The organism is Formicincola oecophyllae, assembly GCF_006542395.2.
Classification (GTDB): domain Bacteria; phylum Pseudomonadota; class Alphaproteobacteria; order Acetobacterales; family Acetobacteraceae; genus Formicincola; species Formicincola oecophyllae.
Genome location: NZ_CP038231.1, coordinates 1,028,561 through 1,054,559, shown reverse-complemented (window position 1 = coordinate 1,054,559; position 25,999 = coordinate 1,028,561). Strand labels below are relative to the sequence as shown.

22 protein-coding genes are annotated in these 25,999 nt (G+C 60.4%); 11 read left to right on the top strand and 11 right to left on the bottom strand.

Annotated elements, in window-relative coordinates; all coding sequences use genetic code 11:
* Positions 1-4: 4 nt before the first annotated feature.
* Positions 5-865: a hypothetical protein gene (locus E3E12_RS04720; RefSeq protein WP_149498262.1), complete on the bottom strand. Its 861-nt coding sequence runs from the start codon at positions 863-865 to the stop codon at positions 5-7.
* Positions 866-929: 64 nt separating this feature from the next.
* Complete coding sequence (locus tag E3E12_RS04715; RefSeq protein WP_149498260.1) at positions 930-1,430, bottom strand: 5-fold beta-flower protein; 501 nt, start codon at positions 1,428-1,430, stop codon at positions 930-932.
* A 73-nt stretch (positions 1,431-1,503) separates the two neighbouring features.
* Here E3E12_RS04715 and E3E12_RS04710 point away from each other — a divergent pair, with 73 nt between their 5' ends.
* Positions 1,504-2,490, top strand: a complete 987-nt coding sequence (locus E3E12_RS04710; RefSeq protein ID WP_141443300.1) for a hypothetical protein — start codon at positions 1,504-1,506, stop codon at positions 2,488-2,490.
* A 66-nt stretch (positions 2,491-2,556) separates the two neighbouring features.
* Here E3E12_RS04710 and E3E12_RS04705 read toward each other — a convergent pair whose 3' ends face one another.
* Positions 2,557-4,032 (bottom strand): mannitol dehydrogenase family protein, encoded by a 1,476-nt coding sequence (locus E3E12_RS04705; RefSeq protein WP_141443299.1) that lies wholly within the window; start codon positions 4,030-4,032, stop codon positions 2,557-2,559.
* Positions 4,033-4,155: 123 nt separating this feature from the next.
* Positions 4,156-4,650, bottom strand: a complete 495-nt coding sequence (locus tag E3E12_RS04700) for a hypothetical protein (RefSeq protein ID WP_141443298.1) — start codon at positions 4,648-4,650, stop codon at positions 4,156-4,158.
* Between the two features lie 192 nt (positions 4,651-4,842).
* Between E3E12_RS04700 and E3E12_RS04695 the strand changes: the two genes are divergently transcribed.
* Positions 4,843-5,136 carry a hypothetical protein gene (locus tag E3E12_RS04695; RefSeq protein ID WP_141443297.1) on the top strand — a complete coding sequence of 98 codons (294 nt, stop codon included), beginning with the start codon at positions 4,843-4,845 and terminating at the stop codon, positions 5,134-5,136.
* 83 nt (positions 5,137-5,219) lie between these two features.
* Here the strand turns inward: E3E12_RS04695 and E3E12_RS04690 are convergent, their stop codons facing one another.
* From E3E12_RS04690 to E3E12_RS04680, 3 genes are all read right to left on the bottom strand, one after another.
* The gene (locus E3E12_RS04690; protein ID WP_141444086.1) at positions 5,220-5,897 is read right to left on the bottom strand and encodes an HAD family hydrolase; all 678 of its coding nucleotides are present in this window, start codon (positions 5,895-5,897) and stop codon (positions 5,220-5,222) included.
* A 481-nt stretch (positions 5,898-6,378) separates the two neighbouring features.
* Positions 6,379-6,918 (bottom strand): SRPBCC family protein, encoded by a 540-nt coding sequence (locus E3E12_RS04685; RefSeq protein WP_141443296.1) that lies wholly within the window; start codon positions 6,916-6,918, stop codon positions 6,379-6,381.
* A gap of 81 nt (positions 6,919-6,999) precedes the next feature.
* A complete protein-coding gene (locus E3E12_RS04680) occupies positions 7,000-7,665 on the bottom strand; it encodes a transglycosylase SLT domain-containing protein (protein WP_206338635.1) in 666 nt (221 codons plus the stop codon).
* A 228-nt stretch (positions 7,666-7,893) separates the two neighbouring features.
* Here E3E12_RS04680 and E3E12_RS04675 point away from each other — a divergent pair, with 228 nt between their 5' ends.
* Positions 7,894-8,430 (top strand): hypothetical protein, encoded by a 537-nt coding sequence (locus E3E12_RS04675; protein ID WP_141443295.1) that lies wholly within the window; start codon positions 7,894-7,896, stop codon positions 8,428-8,430.
* Positions 8,431-8,520: 90 nt separating this feature from the next.
* Here E3E12_RS04675 and ssb read toward each other — a convergent pair whose 3' ends face one another.
* On the bottom strand, positions 8,521-9,072 hold the full coding sequence (gene ssb, locus E3E12_RS04670) for a single-stranded DNA-binding protein (RefSeq protein ID WP_141443294.1): 552 nt from the start codon (positions 9,070-9,072) through the stop codon (positions 8,521-8,523).
* Positions 9,073-9,265: 193 nt separating this feature from the next.
* On the opposite strand from ssb, the gene uvrA reads away from it, so the two are divergent.
* Entirely contained in the window at positions 9,266-12,244 is a 2,979-nt protein-coding gene (gene uvrA, locus E3E12_RS04665) for an excinuclease ABC subunit UvrA (RefSeq protein ID WP_141443293.1), read from the top strand.
* On the top strand, positions 12,244-12,567 hold the full coding sequence (locus tag E3E12_RS04660) for a DMT family transporter (RefSeq protein WP_141443292.1): 324 nt from the start codon (positions 12,244-12,246) through the stop codon (positions 12,565-12,567). The genes uvrA and E3E12_RS04660 overlap by 1 nt, the downstream gene beginning before the upstream one ends.
* Positions 12,568-12,573: 6 nt before the next feature.
* Here E3E12_RS04660 and E3E12_RS04655 read toward each other — a convergent pair whose 3' ends face one another.
* Entirely contained in the window at positions 12,574-15,075 is a 2,502-nt protein-coding gene (locus E3E12_RS04655; RefSeq protein WP_141443291.1) for a putative bifunctional diguanylate cyclase/phosphodiesterase, read from the bottom strand.
* A 94-nt stretch (positions 15,076-15,169) separates the two neighbouring features.
* On the bottom strand, positions 15,170-17,518 hold the full coding sequence (locus E3E12_RS04650) for a protein-disulfide reductase DsbD family protein (protein WP_168194391.1): 2,349 nt from the start codon (positions 17,516-17,518) through the stop codon (positions 15,170-15,172).
* Between E3E12_RS04650 and E3E12_RS04645 the strand changes: the two genes are divergently transcribed.
* Positions 17,517-18,155: a DUF2721 domain-containing protein gene (locus tag E3E12_RS04645; RefSeq protein ID WP_350337574.1), complete on the top strand. Its 639-nt coding sequence runs from the start codon at positions 17,517-17,519 to the stop codon at positions 18,153-18,155. The genes E3E12_RS04650 and E3E12_RS04645 overlap by 2 nt on opposite strands.
* 24 nt (positions 18,156-18,179) lie before the next feature.
* Here E3E12_RS04645 and pstS read toward each other — a convergent pair whose 3' ends face one another.
* Entirely contained in the window at positions 18,180-19,262 is a 1,083-nt protein-coding gene (pstS, locus tag E3E12_RS04640; RefSeq protein WP_141444083.1) for a phosphate ABC transporter substrate-binding protein PstS, read from the bottom strand.
* 394 nt (positions 19,263-19,656) lie between these two features.
* Here pstS and E3E12_RS08875 point away from each other — a divergent pair, with 394 nt between their 5' ends.
* The 5 genes from E3E12_RS08875 (at position 19,657) to E3E12_RS04615 (ending at position 25,973) form a co-directional block, all read left to right on the top strand.
* A complete protein-coding gene (locus E3E12_RS08875) occupies positions 19,657-21,411 on the top strand; it encodes a hypothetical protein (protein ID WP_168194390.1) in 1,755 nt (584 codons plus the stop codon).
* Positions 21,412-21,478: 67 nt separating this feature from the next.
* Entirely contained in the window at positions 21,479-22,942 is a 1,464-nt protein-coding gene (locus E3E12_RS04630) for a UDP-glucose dehydrogenase family protein (protein ID WP_168194389.1), read from the top strand.
* 80 nt (positions 22,943-23,022) lie between these two features.
* Positions 23,023-24,204, top strand: a complete 1,182-nt coding sequence (locus E3E12_RS04625; RefSeq protein ID WP_141443288.1) for a hypothetical protein — start codon at positions 23,023-23,025, stop codon at positions 24,202-24,204.
* Positions 24,205-24,299: 95 nt separating this feature from the next.
* Positions 24,300-25,094, top strand: a complete 795-nt coding sequence (locus E3E12_RS04620) for an MlaE family ABC transporter permease (RefSeq protein WP_141443287.1) — start codon at positions 24,300-24,302, stop codon at positions 25,092-25,094.
* A gap of 75 nt (positions 25,095-25,169) precedes the next feature.
* A complete protein-coding gene (locus E3E12_RS04615) occupies positions 25,170-25,973 on the top strand; it encodes an ABC transporter ATP-binding protein (protein WP_141444081.1) in 804 nt (267 codons plus the stop codon).
* Positions 25,974-25,999: the final 26 nt, after the last annotated feature.

Sequence of the window (25,999 nt, the reverse complement as noted above, 5' to 3'; positions counted from 1 at the left end):
TTCATCAAGGTTTGGCAGGGGTGGTTTGGGCCCCTTTGCCGCCAATGACGGACGTGTTGGCTGGCACTGTGAAGTCCAGCCCGCTTTTCCTGACCAAGGCAGCTAAGGTGGCCTCAGCGCTGCCATGGCTGATTTTCTGGCTTTGTTCCTGGTAAGCGACCTGCAAGGCGCCATCCATCAAGGGCTGCAGGCGCGCCTGAGATGTGTGGGTACGGCGTGCCCACCCTGCCAAGGCGACGTTGTCGCACATGGCTTCGTAAACATATTCCTGCTTAGAACCACCATAAAGCGCGCCGCACTGGTGCTTTTCCCAAGCCAGGAGGCTGTTGGGCACAATGGCGGGGTTGCTGGGGTAGGTGACGGGGGTCTGGGCGACAGCCTGCTCCATGGCCAGCTGGAAAGTCAGTTGCGCTTGGAGCGGCGTGCGCTGCCCCTTCTGGACAGCTGCGCCTTGCGCGGTGTTGGCTGCCGTCACGGTCTGGATGGCTTGGCTGCTCATCCCGCCTTTGGATGCCCAAGCGGCAAAAGCGCTGTTCTGGCAGCTGGCCAGGGCTTCAGCGTGGTGTGGGGTGCTGTAGCGGTCTGCGCAGTCATTCATAGCTTGGCGCGTGCTGAAAACCGGGTCCGCCTGATCGGGCGGAGCGCTTTGGGGCATCATGGTGTAGGCTTCAATCATGGGGCAGAATGGCAGCAGAACGGCACAGCCAAGCGGATGGTTGCTCATGAAGTCACCCGCTTGGCGTGAATTCTGCGTTCCAGCCTGCCCACAAGCCCCCAAACCGAAGAGAAGGGTCAGTGCCAAGGCGCCCGCCGCACCCATGTCACTGGTTGAACGCTTGCTTTCCACCCCTTTTCGCCAGGCCATCGTGCATCCCCTCTTCATTCCATGGTGCTGAAAAAGCTGCCCGTTCCTTACACCCCAGGAACGCTTATGGAAACTCAATGCCATGGCCAGCCAACAAAATGACCATGCCTTCCACCCTGTGGCGGGCTGGGACGACACCTATTGGGAAGCCCTGAGCATCACGCACGATGCCTTGGTCGCTGACATAGCCCAAGTGGCTGTGACGGTAGCTCATAACGCGCCCTGTCGCGTCCATGGTAGCGAGGACGTAGCGCTCAGGGTCGGTCACACGTCCATCCGGCCAGAGATGGCCCAGATACTGCCCTTCACGGCCAGCAATGGTCCCGTCAGGCCTGATGCGGGCTATCATCATGTCATGGGCGTTGAGCACCCACCCTTGCTCCGTCACATGCGCTAAATGGGCGTCAGGCCGTTCAGGCAAAGTGGCTGTAGGGGCAGGCGCCATCACAGTACCTGTCTCCTGGCCCAATCCCCCCGATGCTGTCTGGGCCAAGGCTTGTGGTGGCAAAGCCAGCCCTAGCAACAGCGCCACCAGCCCCCTGCCTTTTAAAAAGCCACTTTTCATGCGTGTTTTCCATCCAATCAGGCCAAACTGTTCTACAACATAACGGTTGCAACGCTGCGGTAATGGACATGCCATGACACACACACCATCCCCCCCCATGCCCGATTCAGGCAAGACCTCCTCAAGCGCTCTTTACCAAACCCCTGCCTGGTCGCAGGCGCCCAATGGCCAACCAGCCACCACGCTTGAGCAGGACAGGCGCTTTCAGCGCCTTGTGAAGAAACTTCTGCTTCAACTCTGCCCAAGCGTTGAGCGAACACGTTCTTTCCTGGCACGGCTTGAAGCCAAAATGGAAGACCGTGCCTCCCCCCTGAATGAGCAGGACAAACAGGCAGCCCTCCTCATGCGCTTGGTACGCCATAGCAGCCACCGCTTGACAGCCACCGCTGCTGTGACAGCGGCACTTGGCGCTGTGCCAGCGCTGGGGACGTGGTGGGTGGCTACGGGTGGTTCAGTAAGTGACTTTATTTTGGGGTTGCGCACAGAGCTGACGTTGGCTTTGGGCATGGCCATTTTAAAAGCGCCCGGAAAAACCGATGAACAGCTGCGCGATGCAGCCGTAAGCGCGGTGCTGGCCCACCTGCATGAGGGCAACGGCCTTCTTGGCGTAGGCATGCGGGCCTTCAGTCAGTTTTTTGACCAACATGATGAACGTCAAGCCCTTACCGCCCCTGATGACGGCGCACTATCAACAAGCCTCCCCGCCCTCCAACCAAGCCATGGTGATGTGGCTGAGACGTTGCCAGGGATAGAACACCATCCCTTACACAAAATGGCTGATTTCGCAGGAACAGGGCTGCAGCTCTGGCGCCAGTTCCGCCAAGTGGGCCAGAAACTGAGCAAGCTCCGCGGCATCGCCAAAGCGGCCCCAGAACTGAAAAAAGCCCTTCCACATACCTTCAAGGGGCGCATGAAACGGGCTTTGCCTTTGGGGCTTGGGGTTGCTTGCACAGTGGTCAGCGCCCATGGGGAAGCCAGGCGTACAGCACAGGCCCTGCACAGCCACGTTGAAGCCGCCCTCAAGGCGCAACCAGACTTGGCTGCACCCCCAACCCCTTGAGCGATCAGGGAAGGGGCAAGGGCTGGCTCAACATTACTATTAAGGAACGGCCAGCCCCTGCCGCCTTCAGTGTGGCAGGGTGGCTGGAACGCCCTTGGCGCGGATGGCTTTGCGGTGCTCCACAATCTGCTTTTCAAAAGCTGGCGTCATTTTGCTACGAAAAGGGTCAAAGGCTGGCAGCGCCAAAGCGGCGCGCCAGTCATCAGAAGCGGCAATCTTGAGCTGCTCTGGTGAAAGGGCAGGCTCCTGGAGCTCATAACGGCTGCCATCGGTGCGCTGGCCGCGCAAATACTCCAGAAGCAAGGCCAACATGTAGGCCACGCGGTTGGTTTCGGTTTTGCCAGCAAGTGCGTTCAGCACGGTTTCCGTCCAGAACACCTGCGCCTTGGAGGTGGCGTCTGACGCGATGCGTGCCAGGCTGTCCATCATGGCCTTGTTGGAGAAACGTTCCAAAATGGTGTTCATGTAATCAACCAGGTTGACACCTGGTGGCGCCTTCAGCGTGGGCAGCACGTCACATTCCTGGACAGCCTTGACGAACGCCAGCAACGCCTTCTGGCGCATGGCCTCGTCAACGTAGGTCAGCCCCATCAGCATACCTGCAGTGGCCAGCATTAGGTGGCTTTCATTGAGAACACGGATTTTGGCATGTTCAAAAGCAGGCACGTCATCAGAGAACTGCGCGCCTACAGCCGCAAAGTCAGGGCGCCCCGCCGCAAAACGGTCCTCAACCACCCATTGGGTGAAAGCTTCCGTCAAAACAGGCTGGCGATCCTCAAGGCCACTGGCCTTGTTGAGGGCCGCTGCGCGTTCTGCGGTCACTGTCGGCGCGATACGGTCAACCATGGCGTTAGGGAACGTCACATGGCTTTCCATCCAATCTGCCAGGCCAGCATCACGGGCGCGGGCGTAACTTGTGAAGGCGGTGTGGGAAACCTTGCCATTCTGGCGCAAATTGTCACAGGACATGATGGTAAGGCCACCAAGGCCCTTGGCGCGCCGGCGCGCTAAGCCCTCCACAACATAGCCAAACACGGTTTCAGGTTCGGTCGGATGGGCCAGGTCGCGCGCCACAGCGGGGTTATCCAGCTTGAAGCGGCCTGAAGCTTCATCGATGTTGTAGCCACCTTCTGTGATGGTGAGGGAGACGATCTTGGTCTCCGGCGCAGCCAGCAAGTCCAGAATGTGTTCACGCTGGGCGCCTGGGGCAGCGTGGATGTAATCAACCATGGGGCCCATGGCGCGCACGCTGCGGGCTTCGTCAGGGGCGATGGCCGTCAGGGAGTATAGGCCTTGCTGGGCAGCGAAATCCGTAGCCTTCTTACGTCCAGAGGCACTGTCGCGCAGGCCGACCCCAACAATGCCCCAAGCATCATGGCCACCCTTGTTCAGCAACGCGTCCACGTAGTGGGCCAAATGTGCCCTAAAAAAATTGCCAACCCCAAAATGAACAATGCCAGGGCGCACCTGGGCGCGGTCATAAGCAGGGGCGGCGACGCCAGAGGGTAGGTGGTCCAATTGGGCGTTGTTGAAGGTGGTCATGGGGACTCTCCAGGGGATCTGGTATTGTTTACAGCGTGTGGCGGCAACAGGGCTGCCTCCCAAGGGGGCGCTGTGGCAGGCTAAAGGCCCTGGCCACAGCGCACAGCAGCCCAAACTACCCCGTCAGTGGGCGCAGCCGCAGCCTTCGCCGCACTGACCTTCACCCTCTTTCTGGGGTGCTTGTTCGGCGCCCTGGGCGGCACGCGCCTTCTGGGCAGCTTCCGCTGAGCCATGGGTCAGGATGTCACGGGTGGCATGAACGAAGGGTTCCAGTGCCTCACGCGGGGCGCCCCCCATGGATTGGGCCAGCGCAAACCCCATAAGGGCAAAATGCGCGCCAATGCCTTTTTGTTGGTCATCAAGGCCTTGCCCAGCTTCGTTGACCATCCTGCCGATGTTCTGGGCGAGGAATTCAGGGGTCAAGGATTGGGGGGCACCATGATCATGGTCGCCGCAACCGCCCTGGCCATCGCAGCCTGGCTTGCCATGGTTCTCGCAACCGCAGCCCTCATGGCCCTCAGGCTTATCGTGGTTTTCAGCAGGGCCCTGGGCGCCGGCTGGCTCATGCTCGTGGTGGGTGGCTTTGTGGTGGTCGCCATGATGATGGTGATTGGTCATGATGATAAACTTTCTAGATGCGTGATGATGGTTCAAAACAGGCCAGCAGGTTTCAGGCTGCAGAGCAAGAACCGTCCTTGATATGGTCCTGCATCGCAGGCTTGTAAGGGGCGGGGTGGGAAAGCGCTCAGGAAGCTGCTTAAGGTGGGGTGACTGTCCCCCATTTCCCGCCATTCTCCAGCAGGTGAAGCTGTGAACACCCCCCCCACCAGCCCACACACCTCTATCCCCACCAATGCCCAGCAGGATAATGGCCTGCGCGTGGGGTGGGATGGCTGGCACTGGGGATTTGATGAAGCAACAGATCAACCTGTGCGCTTTGCAAGCAAATCCGCTTTGCAAGCGTGGATCGCCACAGCCCCCAAGGGGCGGCGCTGGCGTATGCGCAGCGCCACAGCGCGTGATTGGCGCCACAACAACCCTGGACGCACCATTGCCGCAGGAGATGCAGGAGAGGAGGCCGCCCACCCCTCCCCATGGCCTTGAGGTACCAAAGGAGGCGGTCAAGGGCCATGCAGGTGGCACTGCACTGGCCAGACTACGAACACGTCCCTGGACCTATTTATGCCTCAGCTGGCCTTGGTGGTTTCATGGGCTTTCTGTTCAGCCATGATCTTCTTGAGGAGCGGCACAAACTGGTCCAGGTGCGAAATGCGCAGCAGGCCTGGCCATTCAGGCGCTGGCTCATCAAGGGGGCGCAGAAGGACGCAGGCCATGCCGGCTTTGCGGGCAGCCTCAGCGCCTGGGTCTGAATCCTCCAGCACAATGCAGTTTTCAGGCTTCACGCCTTCGTTGGCAGCTGCGTGCAGGTAAACATCAGGGCGCGGCTTAGGCACGTTGAGGTCACGGGCGGAATGGATGGCGTCAGCTGGAATGATTTCATCAAGACCTGTGCTGGAGAATTTGGCTTCCATTTCCTCCCCTGAGGAATTGGACCCAACAGCGATGGGCAAGCCTAGGTTCTTGACGTCCTGAAGCATTTTCTCAGCGCCATCGATGGTTTCGGCTTCTGTTTTCATCATGGTGGCAATGCGCTTCTGCATCATTAGCCCCCAATCAGCTGGCAGTTTCTTGCCTGTGTGTTCAGCGATGCGTTCGCCGATCTTCGCTAGCTCACCGCCAGAGAAAATGCGCGCCGCCTCCTCATCGCTCAATGGCCAGCCATATTTGCGCGCTTCCTCTGCCATCAAGGCATTGGAGAGGTGCTCGCCCCCAACCAGGACGCCATCACAGTCAAAAATAACCATTTTCAGCGCACCATCTGGGCTGACGGCTGTCGGGGCGTTGGTGGGGATGGGGAAATTCTTGTGGGTCATTGAAGATCCTCACTCGTTGTTCAAGGGTCAAAACGCTCAAGGCAAGGTGCTGGCTCAAAAGCCGTTTCACGCCAGCCTGCAGGCGGAACCAACGCACCCAAATCCAATAAATTCCAGCATGCCACACCCTGCGGCAAGGGGGGGCTCGTCAAGCATAGCCTGGGGGCTTGGGCATCATTGTGGCAGCTGTGGCGGACGCCCAGCCGCTGTGCTGGGTCCGGTTCCTGCCAAGTGGCAGGCAAGCCAGATCTTGCAACCAACATCACCTGGTAGGTTAGTCAATGTTGGGCCAAAAGCACCTTGTGGTTGTTTGTTCACCATAAAAGACTGGCCTTGGATTTTCAAATCACAGCCTTTTCCAGTCCGTGCTTCACGTTGCCCCCCAAGGTTGGCATGGAGGGCTCATGCGCCCTCAGCCAGCGGTAGCTTGGCGGATGGCAGCTGCCATGGCTTCCAACCACGCCTGGTGCATCATCACCATAGCATTAGGGTGCGTGTTGGCCAGCTCCACAGCGGCGCGGCCAATCTGGGTTTCCTGGGTGAGGATGCTCAGCCGCCCGCCCTCCAAGTTCTGCATGAGCCATATATGGTGAACCTCGAAGCGCTCTGGCGTGTTCTCTTCGCCGCGCCAGCTGTGCCATGCCAAGCGCGCAGGGCGCGTTGGATCACTTGGCAGGGGTGGCACGCATTCAAGAATCCGGTTGTGCATGGGGTAGGCCTTGCCCCCAACCTTAACGGTAAAGTCAAAGCACACCCCCTCTGTCAGCAAGGGCCCGTCATTGCGCCAGAAAGCGATGGCGGAAAGACTTGGGAAGTAGCCAGGCCAGCGTTCAGGCGTAGCCAGCCAAGGCCAAGCCTGGTCAGCCGTCATGGTTTTCATGACGATCTCATTGGAGGCAAAATTGTCGGCAAAACCTGGGACAAAGCCAGCAGGCCAGTAGATTCTGGGCATGATAGGTTCCTTGTAAAGCTGTGGTGGGGCCATTCAAAACGACAGGCGAAATGAACAGCTGCGGCACTTTGCAGTCCAGCTTCAAGGCAGCCAGGAAAACAGCCATTCCCAGAAACTTGGCTTGAGGGAATCGGCGCAGCGATCGTACTGGGTTTTGTAACGTTGGGCACGGCTGCCCACTTTGCTGGCCACACGCCCCAGCCACGGTTTGCCCTGGTAAGTGCCGCGCCTGTACCCACCCCAGCCTTCATGGTAGGCCAGATACTGGTTGCGGGCATCAGCCAAAGGAACCCCAGCCAAGCGGTGGGTGCGCGTCATGTACCAATCCATAAAATCGAGAGCATCAGCATAGTTTGTGCGGTCGCCATCGTGACCTATGGAGCGTTGGTAATCATGCCAAACGCCATTCTCTGCCTGGGCATAGCCATAAGCACTGGTAATGTGGCCCCAGGGGATGATCCACAAAATGTACGTGCGGCGGGTCTGGATGTCGCTGTGGAAGCCTGATTCCTGGTACATCATGGCCATGGGCACAGTGTTGGGCACATGCCATTTCTCTTGGGCCTTCATGGCGGCAAAATACCAAGAGCGCTTCTCCCGGTAGATGGAGCAGATGTCATTGGGATTTTGCGGCGGGGCTGTGGCGCATCCCACCAAGCCCACGCTAAAAGCCCCCAACACCACATTGATGGTGAAGCGCCTGAAATCAAGGCAAGGGACATGTGGCTTGAGGGCAGGTGCTTTCATGAAAAGGGACTATCACCGTGAACGCTTGCCTACGCAAGCCAGGATAGGCCCAGCCAGGCCTTTGAAGGGTCAAGCAGACACTTATGACCACACGCCCCCACCAAGCGCAGGCCTTCTGGGTTCAGGGGGCAGCTTGTCAGTCCAAAGCAGTCTCTGCCCGCTTGCTGCCATGAACCGCCTTTACCAACATCCAGCTTGAGGGCCCTTAACAACCAATTGGAGAACACCATGTGTTGCCATCCCAACAAGGCTTCCTCACGTGCAGGGGGGGCGCGGCGTAGAAACCGCCTTGTTCACATCGCTTGGGGACAGGGTGCGGTGCTGCTGGGCATGGTACTGGCAGGCTGCGAAACGGCGCCCCCGACAGCCCCCATTGTGCCGCCAACGCCAGTGGGCAGCGCAGTGCCAGCCTACCAGCAGCCCAACCCCAGTTTAATGGCTGCCTCAGCGCAGGCAGCGCAGAACAACAAGGCGTTGGGGCTACCAGCGCCACCACCACTGCCAACCTTCACTAACCGTCCCCAAAAAGCCAGTACCACATCGACCTCAACTACGACCAAGCAAGATGATTCTGGCAGCAGTGACGGCTGGGGCGTGTTCTCCCTGCTGGCCGATGGGCTGGAAGGCTTGGGAGATGTCGGGAGTTTTGGGGGTTACTACGGTGGTTGGGGCTGGGGCGGTCCTGGCTGGGGATGGGATTATGGCCCAGGCTGGGGGTGGGGACCAGGCTGGGGTGGCGGCTGGGGCTACCCAGGTTTCTGGTGAAGGGGCAGGCCTGAACAGGCCTCAAGCATAGCCACCCCCGCACCGCCCTAGTCAGGGCGGCCAGCCCTGAGAATCAGAAGGGCTTAAGGGTTAGAAGGGGATCTCGTCATCCAGGTCTTGGTCAGCCTGGGCATGGCCTGCATCCCAGCCCTGGTTGCCGCCTTGGGCCTGTGGCCGGCTTTGGCTTTGACCACCAAAGGAAGAACCCTGGGCGCGTGGCTTCTGGTAGCCACCACCCTGGCTGGCCTGGCCTGCGCCATAGCCACCACCGCTCTGACTGTCCCCATCGCGGTTGTTGTCTAGAATCTGCAAATCCCCGCGGAAGCGGTCAATCACCACCTCAGTGGTGTATTTGTCCTGGCCGCTCTGATCAGTCCATTTGCGGGTGCGCAACTCGCCTTCAACGTAAACTTTGCGGCCTTTGCGCAGGAAACGTTCAGCCACATCAGCCAGACGCTCGTTGAAAAGCACAACACGGTGCCATTCCGTGCGTTCCTGGCGTTCGCCCGTGTTGCGGTCATTCCAGCTTTGCGATGTGGCCAGGCGCAGATTGGCAATCTTGCTGCCACTCTGGGTATTGCGGATCTCAGGGTCCGCCCCCAGATTCCCAACCAGGATTACTTTGTTGACTGAACCGGCCATGCGCCTGTCACCTCACTTTGCTGTTTGGGCCAAGCACGCTTGAAGCGCACCAGGTGCCATGTTTGCCGCCCCTGGCCACCATGGGGCTTGCCAGGGGTGGGGTTATTTTAACCTGTACAACCGCCCAGAGCCACCATTTCCAGCCATTTTCCAGCTTAAAGCCCAGATTAAAGCGTCTCAACCAGGATTGACCATGACGACACAGCCCACCCCGGCCGCTGCCATCCAGCAGCCTGAAGGCCCCGCCATCACTGTGCGGGGGGCGCGCACGCACAACCTTAAAAACATTGACATTACCATTCCCCGCCATGCCTTGACGGTCATGACGGGCCTTTCAGGCAGTGGCAAGTCCAGCCTGGCTTTCGACACCATCTATGCTGAAGGCCAGCGGCGTTACGTGGAAAGCCTTTCAGCCTACGCCAGGCAATTTCTGGAGCTGATGGGCAAACCTGACGTTGACAGCATTGAGGGCCTTTCGCCCGCCATATCGATCGAGCAGAAAACAACCAGCAAAAACCCGCGTTCCACAGTGGGCACTGTTACGGAGATCCATGATTACATGCGCTTGCTCTGGGCGCGGGCGGGCACACCTTATTCGCCCGCCACAGGCCTGCCGATCGAAGCGCAGAGCATCAGTCAAATGGTGGACAGGGTCATGGCGTTGCCTGAAGGCACGCGGCTGCTGCTACTGGCGCCCATCGTGCGCGACCGCAAAGGCGACCAGGCCAAGGAACTGGCCGAACTGACCAGGCGCGGTTTCACGCGCGTGCGCGTTGACGGCACCCTTTATGAACTTTCAGAGGTGCCCAAACTCAACAGGCGCACGCGCCACACAGTTGAGGCCGTGGTCGACCGCGTCATCGTCAAGCCTGGTTTGGAGAACCGCCTGGCTGACAGCTTCGAGACTGCCCTTGGCCTGTCAGATGGCCTGGCCAGCGTGGAGGAGGTGCAGCGCCCCCAGGACCAAGAGGGCGCGAAGGGTGGGGAGACGCTCTCCATCGCTTTCTCATCGCGTTGGTCATGCCCGGTTTCAGGCTTCATGATTGAGAACCTGGAACCACGCCTGTTTTCCTTCAACGCCCCCACAGGTGCATGCCCCACCTGCGATGGGCTTGGCAGCGAAATGCACTTTGACGCAGCCCTGGTGGTGCCTGATGAAAGCTTGACGCTGCGCCAAGGCGCCATCGCACCATGGCTGAATGAGAAGGACCCACTTTTCGAACAGACCTTAGCTGGGCTGGCGCGCCATTGTGGTGAGGACATCGACACCCCGTGGTCGGCGTTGAAGCCTTCAACGCGCGCTTTCCTGCTTGAGGGAAGCGGTGATGAGGTGGTGCCCATCACATACCAGGATGGTGGGCGCGTTCACACCTTGGAAAAGCCCTTTGACGGCGTCTTGGCTTTTCTGGAACGGCGCCTGCGGCAGTCATCAAACCCTTTGATGCGCGAACGCCTGATGCGCTACCAATCCCCCCAGCCCTGCCGCGTGTGCCATGGCGCACGCCTACGTCCAGAGGCTCTGTGCGTCAAGATTGATGGTACCGACATCGCCCAGGCCTCCGCCATGACCATTCAAGAGGCCTTGGCGTGGTTCCAGAAGGTGGGGAAAAGCCTGCCCCCCCAAAAGGCTGAGATCGCCAGCCGCATTCTGCGTGAAATCACCGAGCGCCTGCACTTCCTCGACCGCGTTGGGCTGGACTACCTGACGCTGGGCCGGGGGGCCGGCACCCTTTCGGGGGGGGAGGCGCAGCGCATTCGCCTGGCTTCCCAGATTGGCTCTGGCCTGACTGGCGTCCTCTACGTTCTGGACGAACCTTCCATCGGGCTGCACCAGCGCGACAATGAGCGCCTTCTAGCCATGCTGCGGCGCCTACGCGACCTGGGCAATTCCGTTGTGGTGGTAGAGCATGACGAAGACGCCATCAGAGCTGCTGACTGGCTTGTCGATATGGGGCCAGGCGCAGGCCGTCTGGGTGGAGAGGTGATGGCCTCTGGCACGCCAACGCATGTGGCGGGGGTGGAAGGGAGCGTCACCGGGCAGTGGCTGGCTGGCAAAACCGGCATCGCTGTCCCAGCCAAACGCCGGCGTGCCAAAAAATTTCTGACGCTGCACAAGGCCAGCGGGCACAATTTAAAGAACGTGAACGTGAAAATCCCCCTTGGCACCTTCACGGCCGTGACGGGCGTTTCAGGCAGTGGCAAATCCAGCCTCATCATCGACACGCTCTACAAAAGCCTTTCGCGCCAAATGAACAGCAGTGGGCTTGTGCCACTGCCCCATGGCCGCATTGAGGGGGTGGAGCACATCGACAAGATCATTGAGATCGACCAATCCCCCATCGGCCGCACGCCGCGTTCCAACCCCGCCACCTACACCGACCTTTTCGCACCTGTGCGCGACTGGTTCGCTGGCCTGCCTGAAGCCAAGGTGCGGGGCTACAAACCGGGGCGCTTCTCCTTCAACGTCAAAGGTGGGCGCTGCGAAGCCTGCGAAGGTGACGGGGTGCTCAAAATTGAGATGCACTTCCTGCCCGATGTCTTCGTGACATGCGACACGTGCAAAGGGGCGCGTTACAACCGCGAGACCCTTGAAGTGCGCTACCGTGGCAAGTCCATCGCCGATGTACTGGCCATGACCATTGATGAGGCCGTGGAGTTCTTTGCCCCCGTGCCACGCATCGCTGAGAAGCTCGCTGTGCTGCAGCAGGTGGGGCTTGGCTATGTTTCTCTGGGCCAAAGCGCCACCACCCTTTCAGGGGGGGAGGCGCAGCGCATCAAGCTAGCCAAGGAACTTTCCCGCCGCGCCACCGGTAACACGCTCTACATCCTTGATGAACCCACAACAGGGCTCCACACGGAGGATGTCCGCAAGCTGCTTGAAGTCCTCCACACCTTGGTGGAGCAAGGCAACACCGTTTTGGTGATTGAGCACAATCTCGACCTCATCAAGACCGCTGACCATATCATTGACGTTGGGCCTGAAGGGGGCGCTGGGGGAGGTACCATCGTGGCCAGCGGTACCCCTGAAGACATTGCTACCAACGTGGATAGCCACACAGGGCGCTTTTTGGCCCCCATGCTGACCAAGGCCCAAGGGGGGGCCTTGTCCAAGAAAACCGACAAAAGGAAAGCAGCCCCCAAGGCCAAGGGCCGCGCAAAGGCGGGCGGTTGATGCAGGGCTGGTTGTGGCTTTTTCTGGCCATCGCCCTTGAGGGCACAGGCACATCCTGCCTGAAGAACGCCAATGGCTTCCAAAAACCCCTGTGGGGGCTGCTTGCGCTTGGGCTTATGGGGGGATCGTTTTTCTGCTTCTCGCGCGTGTTGACCATGCTGCCCATGGGGGTGGCCTATGCTGTGTGGTGCGGTGTTGGCATCGTCATCACGGCAACGGCTGGCCTAGTGTTGTTTCACCAGAACCTCCCTTGGCCCAACTGGTGCGGCATTGGCCTCATCCTGGCAGGGTGTGTTCTAGCTTCCCTCCCCTCCAGCCCCTGAAAGGCCTTAGGCGGCGGCGTTGTAAACGCTGGCTGCGTGAATCATGCGCAGCACAGTACCTTCATCAACAGCGCGGGCGAAGTAATACCCCTGCACTTCCGTGCAACCCAGTGAGACCAGCGTTTCAAGCTGTTCGCGTGTCTCCACCCCTTCTGCCGTCACTGCCACGCCTAAATCAATGGCGATGCCAATGGCTGCGCGCACGATGATGGCCGCTTTGCTTTCATAAAGCATGTCGGAGACGAACGACTTGTCGAGCTTGATTTTGGTGAAAGGGAAATTGTGCAGGTAACTCAGGCATGAATAGCCTTTGCCAAAATCATCCAGCGCAATGCCGATGCCTTGTTCACGTAGCTGGCTCAAGCGGCTGACCATGATGCTGGAATTAGCCATGAAAATGGTCTCAGTTACTTCTGCCTGGAGTCTGTGGGGGGGCAGGCCAGTTTCCTTGAGGATCCTCATCCACTCTTCACTAAAGCCCTCTGCCGTCAGTTGATTGACGGAAAGATTGACTGACAGTTCCAGCGGCAAGGGCCATTGGGCTGCAAAAGCGCTGGCGCGCCTGAGGACTTGCATGCCCAGAATGTTGATGAGGCCGCCTTCCTCCGCCAGCCGGATAATCTCCTCAGCCGGGATGGGGCCAACCTGGGGGTGGGTCCATGCAATCAGGGCCTCAAAGCCACGCAGGGCCTGTGTCTGGGCGTCAAAGAAGGGCTGGTAATTAATCTGGAGCGTTTCTTGCGCTAAGGCGATCCCCAAGTCACGCATCAGGATGCGTTCACGCTCAGCCAGGTCCTTCAAGGCCGCTTGGTAGAAACTGTAGGTCCCCCCACCGTGCTGCTTTGAATCGTAAAGGGCCAGGTCGCTGGCCTCGAGCATCTTCTCTATGCCTTCACCTGGCTGGTCGCCACCCATGACGATGCCAACGCTCAGCCCCACAGGGCACGAGATGCCACCAGCCACTGTGAGAGGCGCCCCAGAAACAGCAGCGATGAGCTGCCGTGCGAGCAACGCGGCTTCCTTAGGGTTGGTGTCATGCGCCAGAATCACGAACTCATCCCCGCCAAGGCGGTAAAGGTCGTGGCCAGCTGCGGCATGGTGCAGCAGGTTGGCCACCGTTTCCAGCATTTGGTCACCTGCGGCATGGCCATGACGGTCATTGACCTGCTTAAAGCCATCCAGATCTAGGCTGAAAAGGGCGAAAGGCCTGCTGTCACGCACGGCAGAGACAAGGAACAGGGCCATGTCATCAAAAAAGGCCGTCCGGTTAGGCAGTCTAGTCAAAGGGTCATGGGTGGCGCGGAAACGGATGTCCTGCTGGGTTTTGCAATCAGACGTCACGTCCATGCCAAGGCCGCGGTAGCCCTTGAAAAAGTGGTTTTCCACCACAGGGCGCCCGCTGATGGCCCAAAAGCGTTCCCCCTTGCCATCATGGCGCTGACCATGCACCACCAAGTCCCGAAAGAAGATCCGCTTGTCGATGCAGCCAGCCAGGCGTTCAAAAGCGCGCTTCTGCTGGCTGTCGCCCTTGAACTGCTTGCCGCGCAAAGCAACAGGCGGCCGCACTGTCACACCAGGCTGGGGGCGCAAGGGGATGCTGCGCTCCAGGCCAAGGCTTTCGCCCAGGACATCCAGGAAATGCTGCCCCTGCAACGTGCGCGCAGGCCGCCCCAGGGAACGCGCCAACCCATGCCCCACCGTTTGAAGGCGTCCTTCAGCGTCCGTAGTCCACAGCCAACTACCATCCGGATCATTGTTGGTGAGCAGAAGGGAGAGGACATGTTCACGTTCAGCCAGGTCATCGCGGTTGGCCAACATGGCAATGAACAGTACCCGCAATGTGATGGCCGCTAGGAGGACAAACATCGTCCCCAACAAAATGGCCAGGAAGCAAGCGCAATAAAACAGGTTGTAATTGGCCTCGCGCCAGACCTTCAGCACCACTGCCAAGCTCATAACGCTCAACACGCCGATGTAGAGGCATGATGTGTAGGCGCCTGGCAGGAGGAACAACCCAGACCCCAGCAGAACCAACAACCCCACGCAGGCCAAAGCCTGGCTTTGAGGGGCCAGGAGGGGGAAAAGCACTGTCGCCACCCCTCCCCAATAGGCTGCCAACCCCATACCGATGATGGTGAACGCCCAACTCAACACCAAGTGGTTGAAACGCCTGGAATTAAGGGGGCCGTAAACCAGTGCCGCCATCAGGAGAAGGAGCCCCGCACCCAGATTCAAGCATCCCATCCCGATGCGCGCTGATACTTTCCAAAGGCAATCAGCACTGAGGATCATCAACGCCCCTTGCAGCGCCAGGAAAAGGGGCAGCATGATTTGAATGGCGATGCGCCTTCCCTTACGGGTTACCACCCCCTCCGCACCCTGGTGGTAGGCTGCGTGAATGACCTGGGCAATGCTGCGCAGGAGCGCCCCCAAGCCACGCTCATTCCCCTGGGCGTTGAGTTCAGCAAAGCGCTGAACACTGAACGGCAATGAAATGTGTTTAGGCATGGAGGGCTCAGCATTCCTCAGAAGCAGGAAGAATTCAGGTTACTCCCTCTGTGGTTGGGTTGACAGCTTCCCAACGGCTTATCACCGCCCCTCGTCAAGGGCTGCTTAGCGCGCGCAGCATGTGCGGCACCGTCAGCAAAGCTGGCAGCACCACTTCCGCACCCTTAAGGTGTTGGGGGCTGGGGGTTGGGAACCAGACATCGTAAGGCACGGCCAAATGGTGCTGCCCTTCCAGCCATGCCGTCAGTACTGGGTCATGACGGGTCCAGTCCGCATGCATCAAAACAGCATGGTGTTGGACCAAAGCTTCTTGAACCGCGGCACTGTCAAGCACCAGGTGCTCATTGAGAAGGCATGTCACGCACCAGGCAGCGCCTACATCCAGCAAAACAGGGCGCCCTTGCTGGCGCAGCTGTTCCAAGGTCTGGGGCGTGAAGGCCATGCGTTCAACCCCTTTGCCACCTTGGGCAGGGGTAACTGTTGTGCCAACACTGGTTTGGCGCCACCCCACCACCAGACACCCCACCCACAAGGTCAGTGCAGCACAGCGCAGCACCTTGGCCCGTCCCAAGCCATGCCCAGGTCCAGCCATGGCTTGCCAGCGCCCCAAGTCCCACAGCCAAGCGCCCAAGGCCATGGCAACGGCCCCACCAGCGCCAACCAGTACAAACCCCGCCCCAACTTGGCAGGTACCCACCCACAGCAACCACACGCAGCTCCCTAGCAAGGGCCAGCACAAACAGGTGCGCAGCACATTCATCCAGCTGCCAGGGCGGGGCATGAAGCGCGTCAAAACGGGGCAGAACGCCAGCAGCAAAAAAGGGAAAGCCAAGCCTACCCCCATCACAGCGAACAGCAACACCCCTCCCAGGCCGCCCAACGCTAAAGCCGCCCCCAAGGCAATGCCCAGGAACGGCGCTGTGCACGGTGTGGCAGCGGCGACCGTCACCACACCCCCAAGCATGTCACGCCCCCAAGCGGCCACACTACCCCAGAACCCTGTTCCCCCTGGCGGGGCTGCAGGTTGGCCCTTGAAGTGAAAACCAGGCCCCACTTGCCAAAAGCCTGCCAAGTCCAACGCCATAAGCAGGAACAGCCAGCCCAGCGCCAGCACAAAGAACGGCGACTGGAACTGTACCCCCCAGCCCCAATGCCGCCCCAGAGCACGCCCTAATGTAATGACCAGCCCCAAAGCTGTGACAGCACCCACCACCCCAGCCGCATAAGCCAGCCCTTCACGCTGGCTGTTCCAACGCCTGGCCCTGTGTTCCAGGCCAGCGCTTGTTTGCTGGCGCAGCAACGCCATGGCTTTCAAGGCCAGGACAGGGAACACGCACGGCATGAAATTGAGCACCACTCCACCCAGAAAAGCCGCAGCCAACAGCAGGCCCCAGCTTTGCCGTCCTTTCCGCACCGCGCTGTAGTGCGCCACAGACCCAAGAGGGGGCTGGGTGGCTTGGCTGGTTGCAAGCCCCGTCCCCAACCCTGCGCCAGGGCGCGCCACTACGCTGTAACCATGCCCCCCCACCAAAAGAAGCCCTGACAAGGATTCTATGCCCAGCGCATTTTCCCCCGTACCCTTAACGCCTGCTGACGTTGGCCCAGGCGTTTGCCAGCTGGGCTGCGCTTTAAGGTGAAGTTCCAAAGCTTGACCATGCCAATGGGCATCCTGCGCTGAGGAAGCCTCGACCAAGCCAGCCTCATCGGGCAGGAAACGCACCTCTGCCAGAGGCACATTCCGTAGAACCTGGGGGGAAAGGCCCGTCAGGCGCAGCACAGCGCCCCCCTTAGCGGGCTGCAGCGTGGCGTGGCCATGAAACTGCTGGGGCAGCTTGGCGCGCGCATCCTCAAAAACCGCCTTTGCCGCCCCCACGGCCGCAACGTCTTGGGGCAACGTCATGGTGAGGTGCGCTGATTGGGGCTTGCAGATGTCTTTGCAAGCCAACCAATGCGCTGTGGTGGCTAGGGTGACAGGCCCCTTCTGGCCCCGCTTTAGCGCCACATTAACTGCCCGCATGAGGAGGACGTCCCCCTCAAGCACATGCACCGTCAAAGTTTCAGGCGGTGCGCCTTCCGTGGTGACGCGCGGCACAGGCCATTGAATGGGGGCGCTTTCCACATTCGCTTGGTCACTGGTGAGTTCGTAGGAAGGGGGCTCGCCTGAATCGCCGCCATTGCGCCAATAGCCATGCCACCCTTCAGGAAAGACCAGGCGCAACCCCACAAGCCAACGTTGCTGGCCTGGATTGGCTTCGGATGGTCGCGCTCCCCCAGCAGGCACAGCCAGCAACGTGGCGTTGACAGGCCCTGGGGCTGCCAAAACACTACCACTAACCATCCCCAGAACTACCCAAAACAAGGGCACGAGCCCAAGCCAAACCCACTTCCCACAAAAGGCTGCCCGTTCCGGCCAAGACCATTTCACGCTAAAGGGTTTGTTCATGATGTTTCCTTTTGCCCCTTCAGGCCCTGAATCAGTTGATTCTGCAGCCCACCTCATCCAGCTAGCTTTGACACCTGTGTTCATGCTTTCTGGCATTGGCACACTCATCAACATTTTCAACACCCGCCTGGCACGTGTTTCAGACCATCTGGAGGATGTGAACAAACGCCTGGCCAGCCCGCCAGACGCAGCAAACCCTGAATTGGCTGCCTATTACTCGCATTCAAGACTTGAAGCCTCACAGCGCAGGCTGCGCAGGCGCATGTTCGTTCTCGACATCGCTATTATTTTCAACGGCCTCGGTGGGGCCTTCACCTGTGGTGCGGCCCTCGCACTTTTCTTAGGCACATTGCGCCCATCCACAACATCGTTTTGGATGCTGGTGCTGTTTGGCAGCGCTTTAGCGTGCACTGTCCTGGCATTGCTGGCCTTCCTGGCTGACACCATCTTGGGTTGGCATGGCTCTGGCAAAGATGGCAAGGCCTCGCTGCTCATCAGCTTGAAGATGCATTCCCCCAAGGCCGCCAAACCCGCAGGCGCTGCTGGGGGGGCCACCCGTCCTGAAGGGGAGGCGGGGGACGCGCCTGACCGGCCTGAAGGTAGCGAGCCCGCAGCAAGCATCCCTGGCCAGGATTGAGGGTACAGCCCCCTTAAGTTAAGCTTAGGGGGCTGGTTGGATGGCTGGCCAAGCTTGCATGATATGGGCGCGCTCCCCCACGGGCAGGCTGACATAGCCAAGCTGGCGCGCGAGGGGGGCACCATGGTCAAAGCCCCACTGGAAAAACCGCTTGACCCCTTGCGCATGCTGGGCAACGCGTGGGTCGGTGGCCACAAGGCCGTAAGTCACCCCCATTAAGGGCCAGCTTTGCGCTCCCCCCACATTGATGAGGTCAACCTCGTTCGTGCCGTCAGTGCCATGGGCCTTGAAATCTGCTGCAGCGACAGCACTGTCAAATGTCTGCAGTGACGGGGCCACATACTGCCCCGCTGCGTTCAAAAGCTGCGCTGTGGGCAGGTGGTTGAGGTTGGCATAGGCATATTCAACATAGCCCAGGCTGTAATCGACCATCTTGACCAGCGCCGCCATGCCATCATTACCACGCGCTCCACAGCCCCCCGCCCACGCCACAAGCGTGCCAGCGCCGCGGCTTTGGCGCCATGCCCGGGAAACACGCGAAAGGTACGTTGTGAACACCCATGTGGTGCCAGATCCATCAGCGCGGTGCACAGCGCCAATGGAACGGTCAGGCAGGGCCATGCCAGGGTTCAGGGCCTGCAGGCGCTTGTCGTTCCAACGCGTGATGGTGCCAGCGTAAATGTCAGCTAACACAGGGCCATCCAGTTTCAACGCGCCAGGTTTCACCCCTGGGATGTTGTACACCACCGCCAAACCACTGATGACGGAGGGGAATTGGTAAAGTCTGGCGGCCTTGAGCGCCCCTAGGCCCAAGGGCTTGTCAGAGGCGCCGAAATTGATGGTGCGTCTGCGCATTTGGTCAACGCCCGCCCCAGAGCCAACAGACTGGTAATTAACACGCACGTGCGCCCCAGCGGCGGCAGGCACGCTCCAACCCAGGTAAACAGGCGCGGCAAAGCTGGAACCGGCCCCTGTGATGGCGGCAGGCGCCTGCCCTGCTGCCAGGGCAGGCCCCGCCACAGCCAGACTGGCACCCCACAGCGCCAGCACAGCTGCCCCTATTTTTTCAATAGCTGAGCGGCAGGGGGAAGGGGAGGCAGATAGCATCACGTCTCAATTCCACTCGATGGCTGCACGGTCTGCTCAGGCCACGCCTGGTGCCCATTCCAGCAAGCGCCCAGCCTGAAACCCCAACGTTACCACCCCCCTTCTACACAGGGAAGGCAAGGCGCAGGCCACTGTTGCCTTCCTGAAACACTGCAGCTGGCCATCACGAAAACAGGCGATTTCAACCATGACCGCACGCGGCTGAAAAGCTAGCTTCATGCCCAGCGCCACCCAAGCGCGCCACTGCAGCAGGACAAGGGCAGCCTTCATGACTACCCCACCGCCATGTTGTTCTGGTTCCCAGCCAGACTGGTATTCTTCCCCTCACCGCCCATGCAAGCTGGCGCCGCTTGGCGCCTTGGGTCGCGCTAGGCTCAGTTGGGGCTTGCTCCCCTTGGCGCTGTGCGTCGTTGCCCCCCAGCCAGCCTGGGCCAACGACCCCATCGCCGCCATGGAACGGCAGATTAAGGCCATGCAGGAGCAGCTCCACGCTATGAAGGCCCGCCAAGCGGCAGAGAACGCCCGCGTCCGTGCGGAGCTCAAAGCCCAGCGCGAGCTTTTCGAAGCTGACCCTTACGTCCCCCGCACACGCGCGCTCTCCCCCCACATGGCGCGCATGATGGGCGTGGCGCCAACAGGGGGCGCGCCCCCACAGGATTTGTTCGGGCTGCGCTACCAGCGCGCCACCAGCCCAGGCTATGGCCCTGGCAAACCAACCACACTGGCAGAACAGTGGAACCACCTCCTGCCTTCACGCAGTGCCTCCACCCCTTATGGTTTGGTGGATGCCACGCCACCAGCTCACCCCGACCTCTACCAGCCCCTCAGGCGGGGGCAGCTGCAAATTGGCGGCATCCGCATTACGCTTGGCGGCTATTTGGAAGCGGCAGGGTTCTGGCGCAGCCGCACCATGGGCTCTGACATCTCCAGCGCTTGGCAGAACATCCCCTGGGCCAATCAGCCCGCCTACCATATGTCCTCCTTCAACCAGAGTGAGCGCCAAAGCCGCGTAAGTGTGCTGGTTGAAGGCATGCTGACGAAGAAGATCGAGGCTGACGGCTATTTCGAAACTGATTTCCAGGCTGCAGGCTCCAGCTCCAATTCTCGCCAGTCCAGTTCCTACGTCAACCGCGTTCGCCAGATCTATGGCGAACTCAAAGACCATGAAGACGGCCTCTACCTGCTTGGCGGCCAGGCCTGGTCGCTGCTGACCATGTTCAACAAGGGCATGTTCGCGCGTGACGAGCAGGCGCCAGTGGTCATTGAAGCCAACTACCTGCCTGGCTTCATGTGGACGCGCGCGCCTCAAATCCGCCTTCTCAAAACATTTGGTGCTGAGGAACGCTATGGCCTCGCCTTCTCAGTGGAAAACCCAAGTGCTATTCCTGCTGATTCAGCCCAGCACCCCGCTTCCATGAACATTACTGACCGCGTATCAGGGACGGGCATCAACAACCCCAGCACATGGTACGCTACAGACCCCGCCCCCGACCTGGTGGCCAAGGCGGCAGCCGACCCTGGTTGGGGCCATTACGAGCTGACAGGCGTCATGCGGTTCATGCGCGACCGCACCAGCCACCAAGGGGGTGGTTCCAACCACACCATTATCGCTGGCGGGGGTGGTGGAGGGATGATCCTGCCCCTCATGCCTGAGCGTAAATTCTACATTCAGCTTTCAGGCATGGTGGGGCGCGGCATTGGGCGCTATGGCAGTGCCCAGCTGCCTGATTACACCTGGAACAGGGCTGGTGGTCCCTTGGCCTTGCCTGAGGCCTCAGCACTGGTTGGGATTTATGGCTCCCCCCTCAAGAACCTGATGTTCTATGGCTACGCTGGCGCAGAGCGCGTCCTATCGCGGGAAGGTTGGGAAAGTGGCGGCAACCCTTACGGTTACGGCAACCGCGCCTACAGCATGGGGGGATGCATGGTGGAGCTGGGCAAGAACTGCATGGCCGGGGCCAATGTCCACCAGGTTTCACAGGCAACCGGCGGGTGGTGGTGGTCAGCTGCCCATGGCGATTACGGCAAGCTTTTGGTGGGGGCGCAATATTCCCACACATGGGTCAACGCCTTCTCAGGCCGGGGGGGGAAGCCACGCACGGATGAAAACATGGTTTTCTTCTCTCTGCGCTACATGCCATTCAACTAACAGCCGTCTGTCATGTAAAGGATGGGAGGTAAGGGCCACTTACCCCCTGCCCAACTGGAGCCTGCCCATGCCACCATTGCCCCCCGTACCCCCACACCCCCTTGAGGTCATCATGGTAGGGGCAGGCTATGTAGGGCTGGTTTCGGGCGCCGCCATGGCGCGGCTTGGGGCCACGGTGACGGTGGTTGAAAGCAATCCAGGGCGCCTGACTGCTTTGCGTTCAGGTACCATACCCCTTCATGAGCCTGGGTTGGGGGAACTAGTGGCGTCTGAACGTGCAGCCAACCGGCTGCATTTCGCTGCCAACCTGGCTGAAACGGCCTTGTCTGCACCCGCTGGCACCTTTAAAGCGCCCAGACTGGTGTTCCTGGCTGTGGGTACGCCAGAAAACACCAAGCCAGGCCAGCAAGGTGCAGCTGACCTATCGGCTGTGCAGGCAGCCCTTGATGAGCTGGCCAGCCTCCTGCCACCCAACCCCTCTTTGACGATCCTGGCCACCAAATCCACCGTGCCAGTTGGTACAGGCGCAGCCCTAGCCAGGCGTTTCCAGGCACTGCGCCCTGATGCGCCCCTTGTTGTTACATCCAATCCAGAATTCCTGGCTGAGGGCCAGGCGGTGCACAATTTCCTCAACCCCGACCGCATCCTTGTAGGGCTGCCAGGGGGGGACACCCCCCCAAGCTACGTCCAGGCGGCGCGCCAAGCTTACAGCCAGCTTTACGCGCCCTTGGTGATAAAGGGCGTGCCGCTTCTGTTCACAAAGCGCGAAAGCGCCGAACTGGCCAAATACGCCGCCAACGCCTTTTTGGCGGTCAAAATCGCCTTCATGGGTGAAATCGCTGATTTTTGCGAGCACTCAGGCGCTTCCGTGGATGAAGTCGCCCATGCCATGGGGTTGGATCCACGCATCGGGCCAGAATTCCTGGAGGCAGGGCCAGGCTATGGCGGTTCCTGCCTGCCTAAGGATGTGCCAGCCCTTGTGGCCAGCGCAGCCCAAAGCAACATCACCCTTACCGTGCCCCAAGCTGCCCACCTGGCCAACAAAGCCCGCAAAGCGGGGCTGGGGGGGCGCATGGCGCGTGTCATGCACTTGGCTGGCAAACGCATTGCCCTGCTGGGGCTGGCGTTCAAGGCAGGTACAGATGACGTGCGCGCAAGCCCTGCCTTGGACTTGGCCACAGACCTGCTCAGCCAGGGGGCCAGCCTAGCCTTGCATGACCCGGAGGCGCTGGCCAATGCCCGTGCCGCCATGCAGGCCCTGGACCTGCCCCCTCAACAGAGCGAACGCCTGCACTGGGCCCCCACCCTCGAAGCGGCGCTGACTGGGGCTGACGCCGCCGTCCTTCTGGCAGCCTGGCCGTGCTACAAGGACATTGCGCCCGACCACATGGCCCAGCTCATGAAAGGGCGCCACCTGTTCGACTTCAGGCGTGCTTGGCAGCCCCAACCCTTGCGGGCGGCTGGTTTCACGCTCCATGCTGTTGGCATGGCTGAAGAAACCATTCCGTCCCACTGCGATTCCGAATTATAAAGGCCTGTCGCCCCAGTGCCCTGAACCACGGAAACCCCCCTGTGAAACCAGCCCCTTTTCCAAGGCCAGCAGCCCCCCCCTTGAAGAGACACCTGTTTGGGGTGGTGGCTTTGCTGTCATGGGCAGCGATGGTCACCTGGCCAACAGATGGCCGCGCTGCCGACAAACACCGCCTGGGCGCAGGCACCCACCTCTCCGCCGAGGCGCTCGACATCACAGCGCCGTGCACCCAAGTGCGCATTAAAGTGGATGCCGCCTTGGGGCCTGGGGGGCAGAATGCCATCACAGCTGACGACATCCATGGGGCGGGCGCGCTTTACAGCCTAGTGGTGGTGGGAGACGCCACCAGGCTTGACGTCTCAGTGCCAGCTTGCGCACCTGACAACCGCCTGGTGCTGCGCATTGGCCCCAGCGTGACACTAAGCTTGCATGAAAGCCCCCATGGCATGGTCACGGTCACAGGGCCTCTGTCCTCCCTTGAGGGCCGGTTCGACACCTCCTCTTTTAACGTGGCGCGCACTGCTGCCATGGAAGTGGTCATGGGGGGACAGGGCACAGGTCATGTGGGGGAATTGGGGCGCGCTGCACAAATCGACCTCACAGGCCAAGCTCAGCTGGACATCAGCCACACCCAGGCGGCCGTGGTTTCAGCGCAGGTGGGGCAGAATGCCACTCTCAACATCGGTTCAGGCCACATTGGCGCTTTGACGTTAAACGCCACTGGCCATGCGCAGGCCAGCGTGGCAGCCCAAAGCGGCACTGCCAATGCCCAGGCCCATGACCAAGCCACTGTGCGGCTGGGCCCTTCAGGCAACCTCACCAGTTCTGGCGACAGGCCCATCCTGCCTTGGCAGCCCCCCCAACCGGCAATACCTGCTGCCAACGCCTCGCAGCCGCAGCAAGCGCAAACCCTCCCTAAACCCACAGCACCACAACCACCCCTTGCCCAGGGCCAGCCTACAGGACAACAGCTTGTACCAACCAACCCTGCGCCAACCCCCACCACCTTGACTGACAAGGCCCAAAGCGCGCCCGCCCCCGGCAAGGCTGGCCAGAATGCTGGCCAGGATGGCGCGCAAGCAGCCCCTGCCCAGCCAATTACAACCGCTGTGCCCCCTGCGCCCCACAAAACTCCTTCCCCAATGCCTGCTCCTGGAATATCTGCAGATAGACCCCAAACTGCACCTGCGCAGCCTGAAGCATCAGCGGCCCCCTCCACACCAACCGCCAGCCAGCCCCAACTACCCCCCACAGCACCTTGAAAACGCCCTGCCCCTTTCATTGCCAAGCGCCATCAGGCACTATGGGGGCCTATCAAACCCAGCGCTTGGCCGGGTGAGCACAGACCGGGGTGAGCATGTCCCATCATTCAGTCCTTGCAGCCCCCTTCCTCTTCATGGGCCGCGTTGTTCTGGGCGTTATGCGCCAGGTGGGCTCTGTCACGCTGTTTGCCCTCAAAGGGCTGGCGGGGATCTTCACCCGCCCCGTCTACCCCATGCTTTACTGGCGGGCCTTCATCAATATGGGGTTCCTGTCATTGCCAGTGGTGGCGCTGACGGCTGTGTTCGCAGGGGGCGTCATCGCGCTGCAATCCTACACAGGTTTTGCGCAGTACCATGCCCAAAGCGCCATCGCCCATATCGTCCTGCTGGCCATCACGCGTGAGCTTGGGCCGGTTCTGGCCGGGCTCATGATCGCTGGGCGCGTTGGCGCGGCCCTTTCCGCCCAGCTGGGCACCATGCGCGTCACCAACCAGATAGACGCGCTCTACACGCTTTCTACCAACCCCATTAAATTCCTCGTCACGCCGCGGCTTTACGCAGCTTTGGCCGCTGTGCCGCTCCTGGTCATTGTGGCTGACATCCTCGGCGTGTTCGGCGGCTTTGGCGTGTGCGTGGCCAAGCTGGGCTTCACGCCTGAGAACTACATCAAAGCCACCTGGGCTGCCTTGAAGTGGAAGGACATCTCCGTTGGCCTGACCAAGGCTGCGGTGTTTGGGTTCCTCATCGCGCTGCTGGGGTGCTATTTCGGCTACAACAGCAAGGGCGGGGCAGAGGGCGTGGGCAGGGCTGCCACGGCAACGGTGGTCACCGCCTCTATCCTCATCCTGGTGTTTGACTACCTCCTGACCGACCTTTTCTTCGCCAGCTGACCAGGGAACCAAACCGTGCCAGCCACCACCGCTACCCAGCCAGCGCCAGACTACCTCCCTCACACTGCCGATGGCGTGCCGATCCGCATCCGCATTCGCGGGCTGAAGAAATCATTTGGCAAGCATGTTGTCCTCAATGGCGTGGACCTTGATGTTCCCGATGGCGCGTCCCTCGTCATCCTCGGAGGATCAGGCACAGGCAAATCCGTTCTGCTGCGCTGCATCCTTGGCCTCATCCTGCCTGATGAAGGCACCATTGAGATTGATGGCGAGAATGTCCTCACCGCCACCCCTGAACGCCGGAGCGAAATCCTCAAGAAAATCGGCATGTTGTTTCAAAACGCGGCGCTTTTCGATTCAATGAGCGTTCTAGACAACGTCTTGTTCGGCCTGCGCGCCAAAGCGCCTGAAACCTGGAATCAACCCCACCAGCAGCAAACAGCTGAAGCCACCAATCTCCTAGCCCAGGTAGGGCTGGGGGCTGCTGTGGGGGGGTTAATGCCAGCTGAGCTTTCAGGGGGCATGCAGAAGCGCGTTGGGTTGGCGCGTTCCATCGCAGGCCGCCCCCCCATCCAGTTCTTTGATGAGCCAACCACGGGCCTCGACCCCATCATGAGTGCCGTCATTAACCGCTTGATTGTTGATTGCGTGAAAAGGCTGGGGGCCACCGCTATCACCATCACCCATGACATGACGTCCGCCCAGACCATCGGCACCATCGCGGCCATGCTTTATGAAGGCAAAATCATTTGGCATGGCAAAGCCAGCGACCTGATGCATTCTGGCAATGCAGTGGTGAACCAATTCGTGCATGGCTGGTTGGAAGGCCCCATCAAAATCGCTTACCCCCTTCCTGAAGCCAGCCAGCAAGCTGGCTGAGAGCAAAGCGCCCTGTCCCTGGTTTG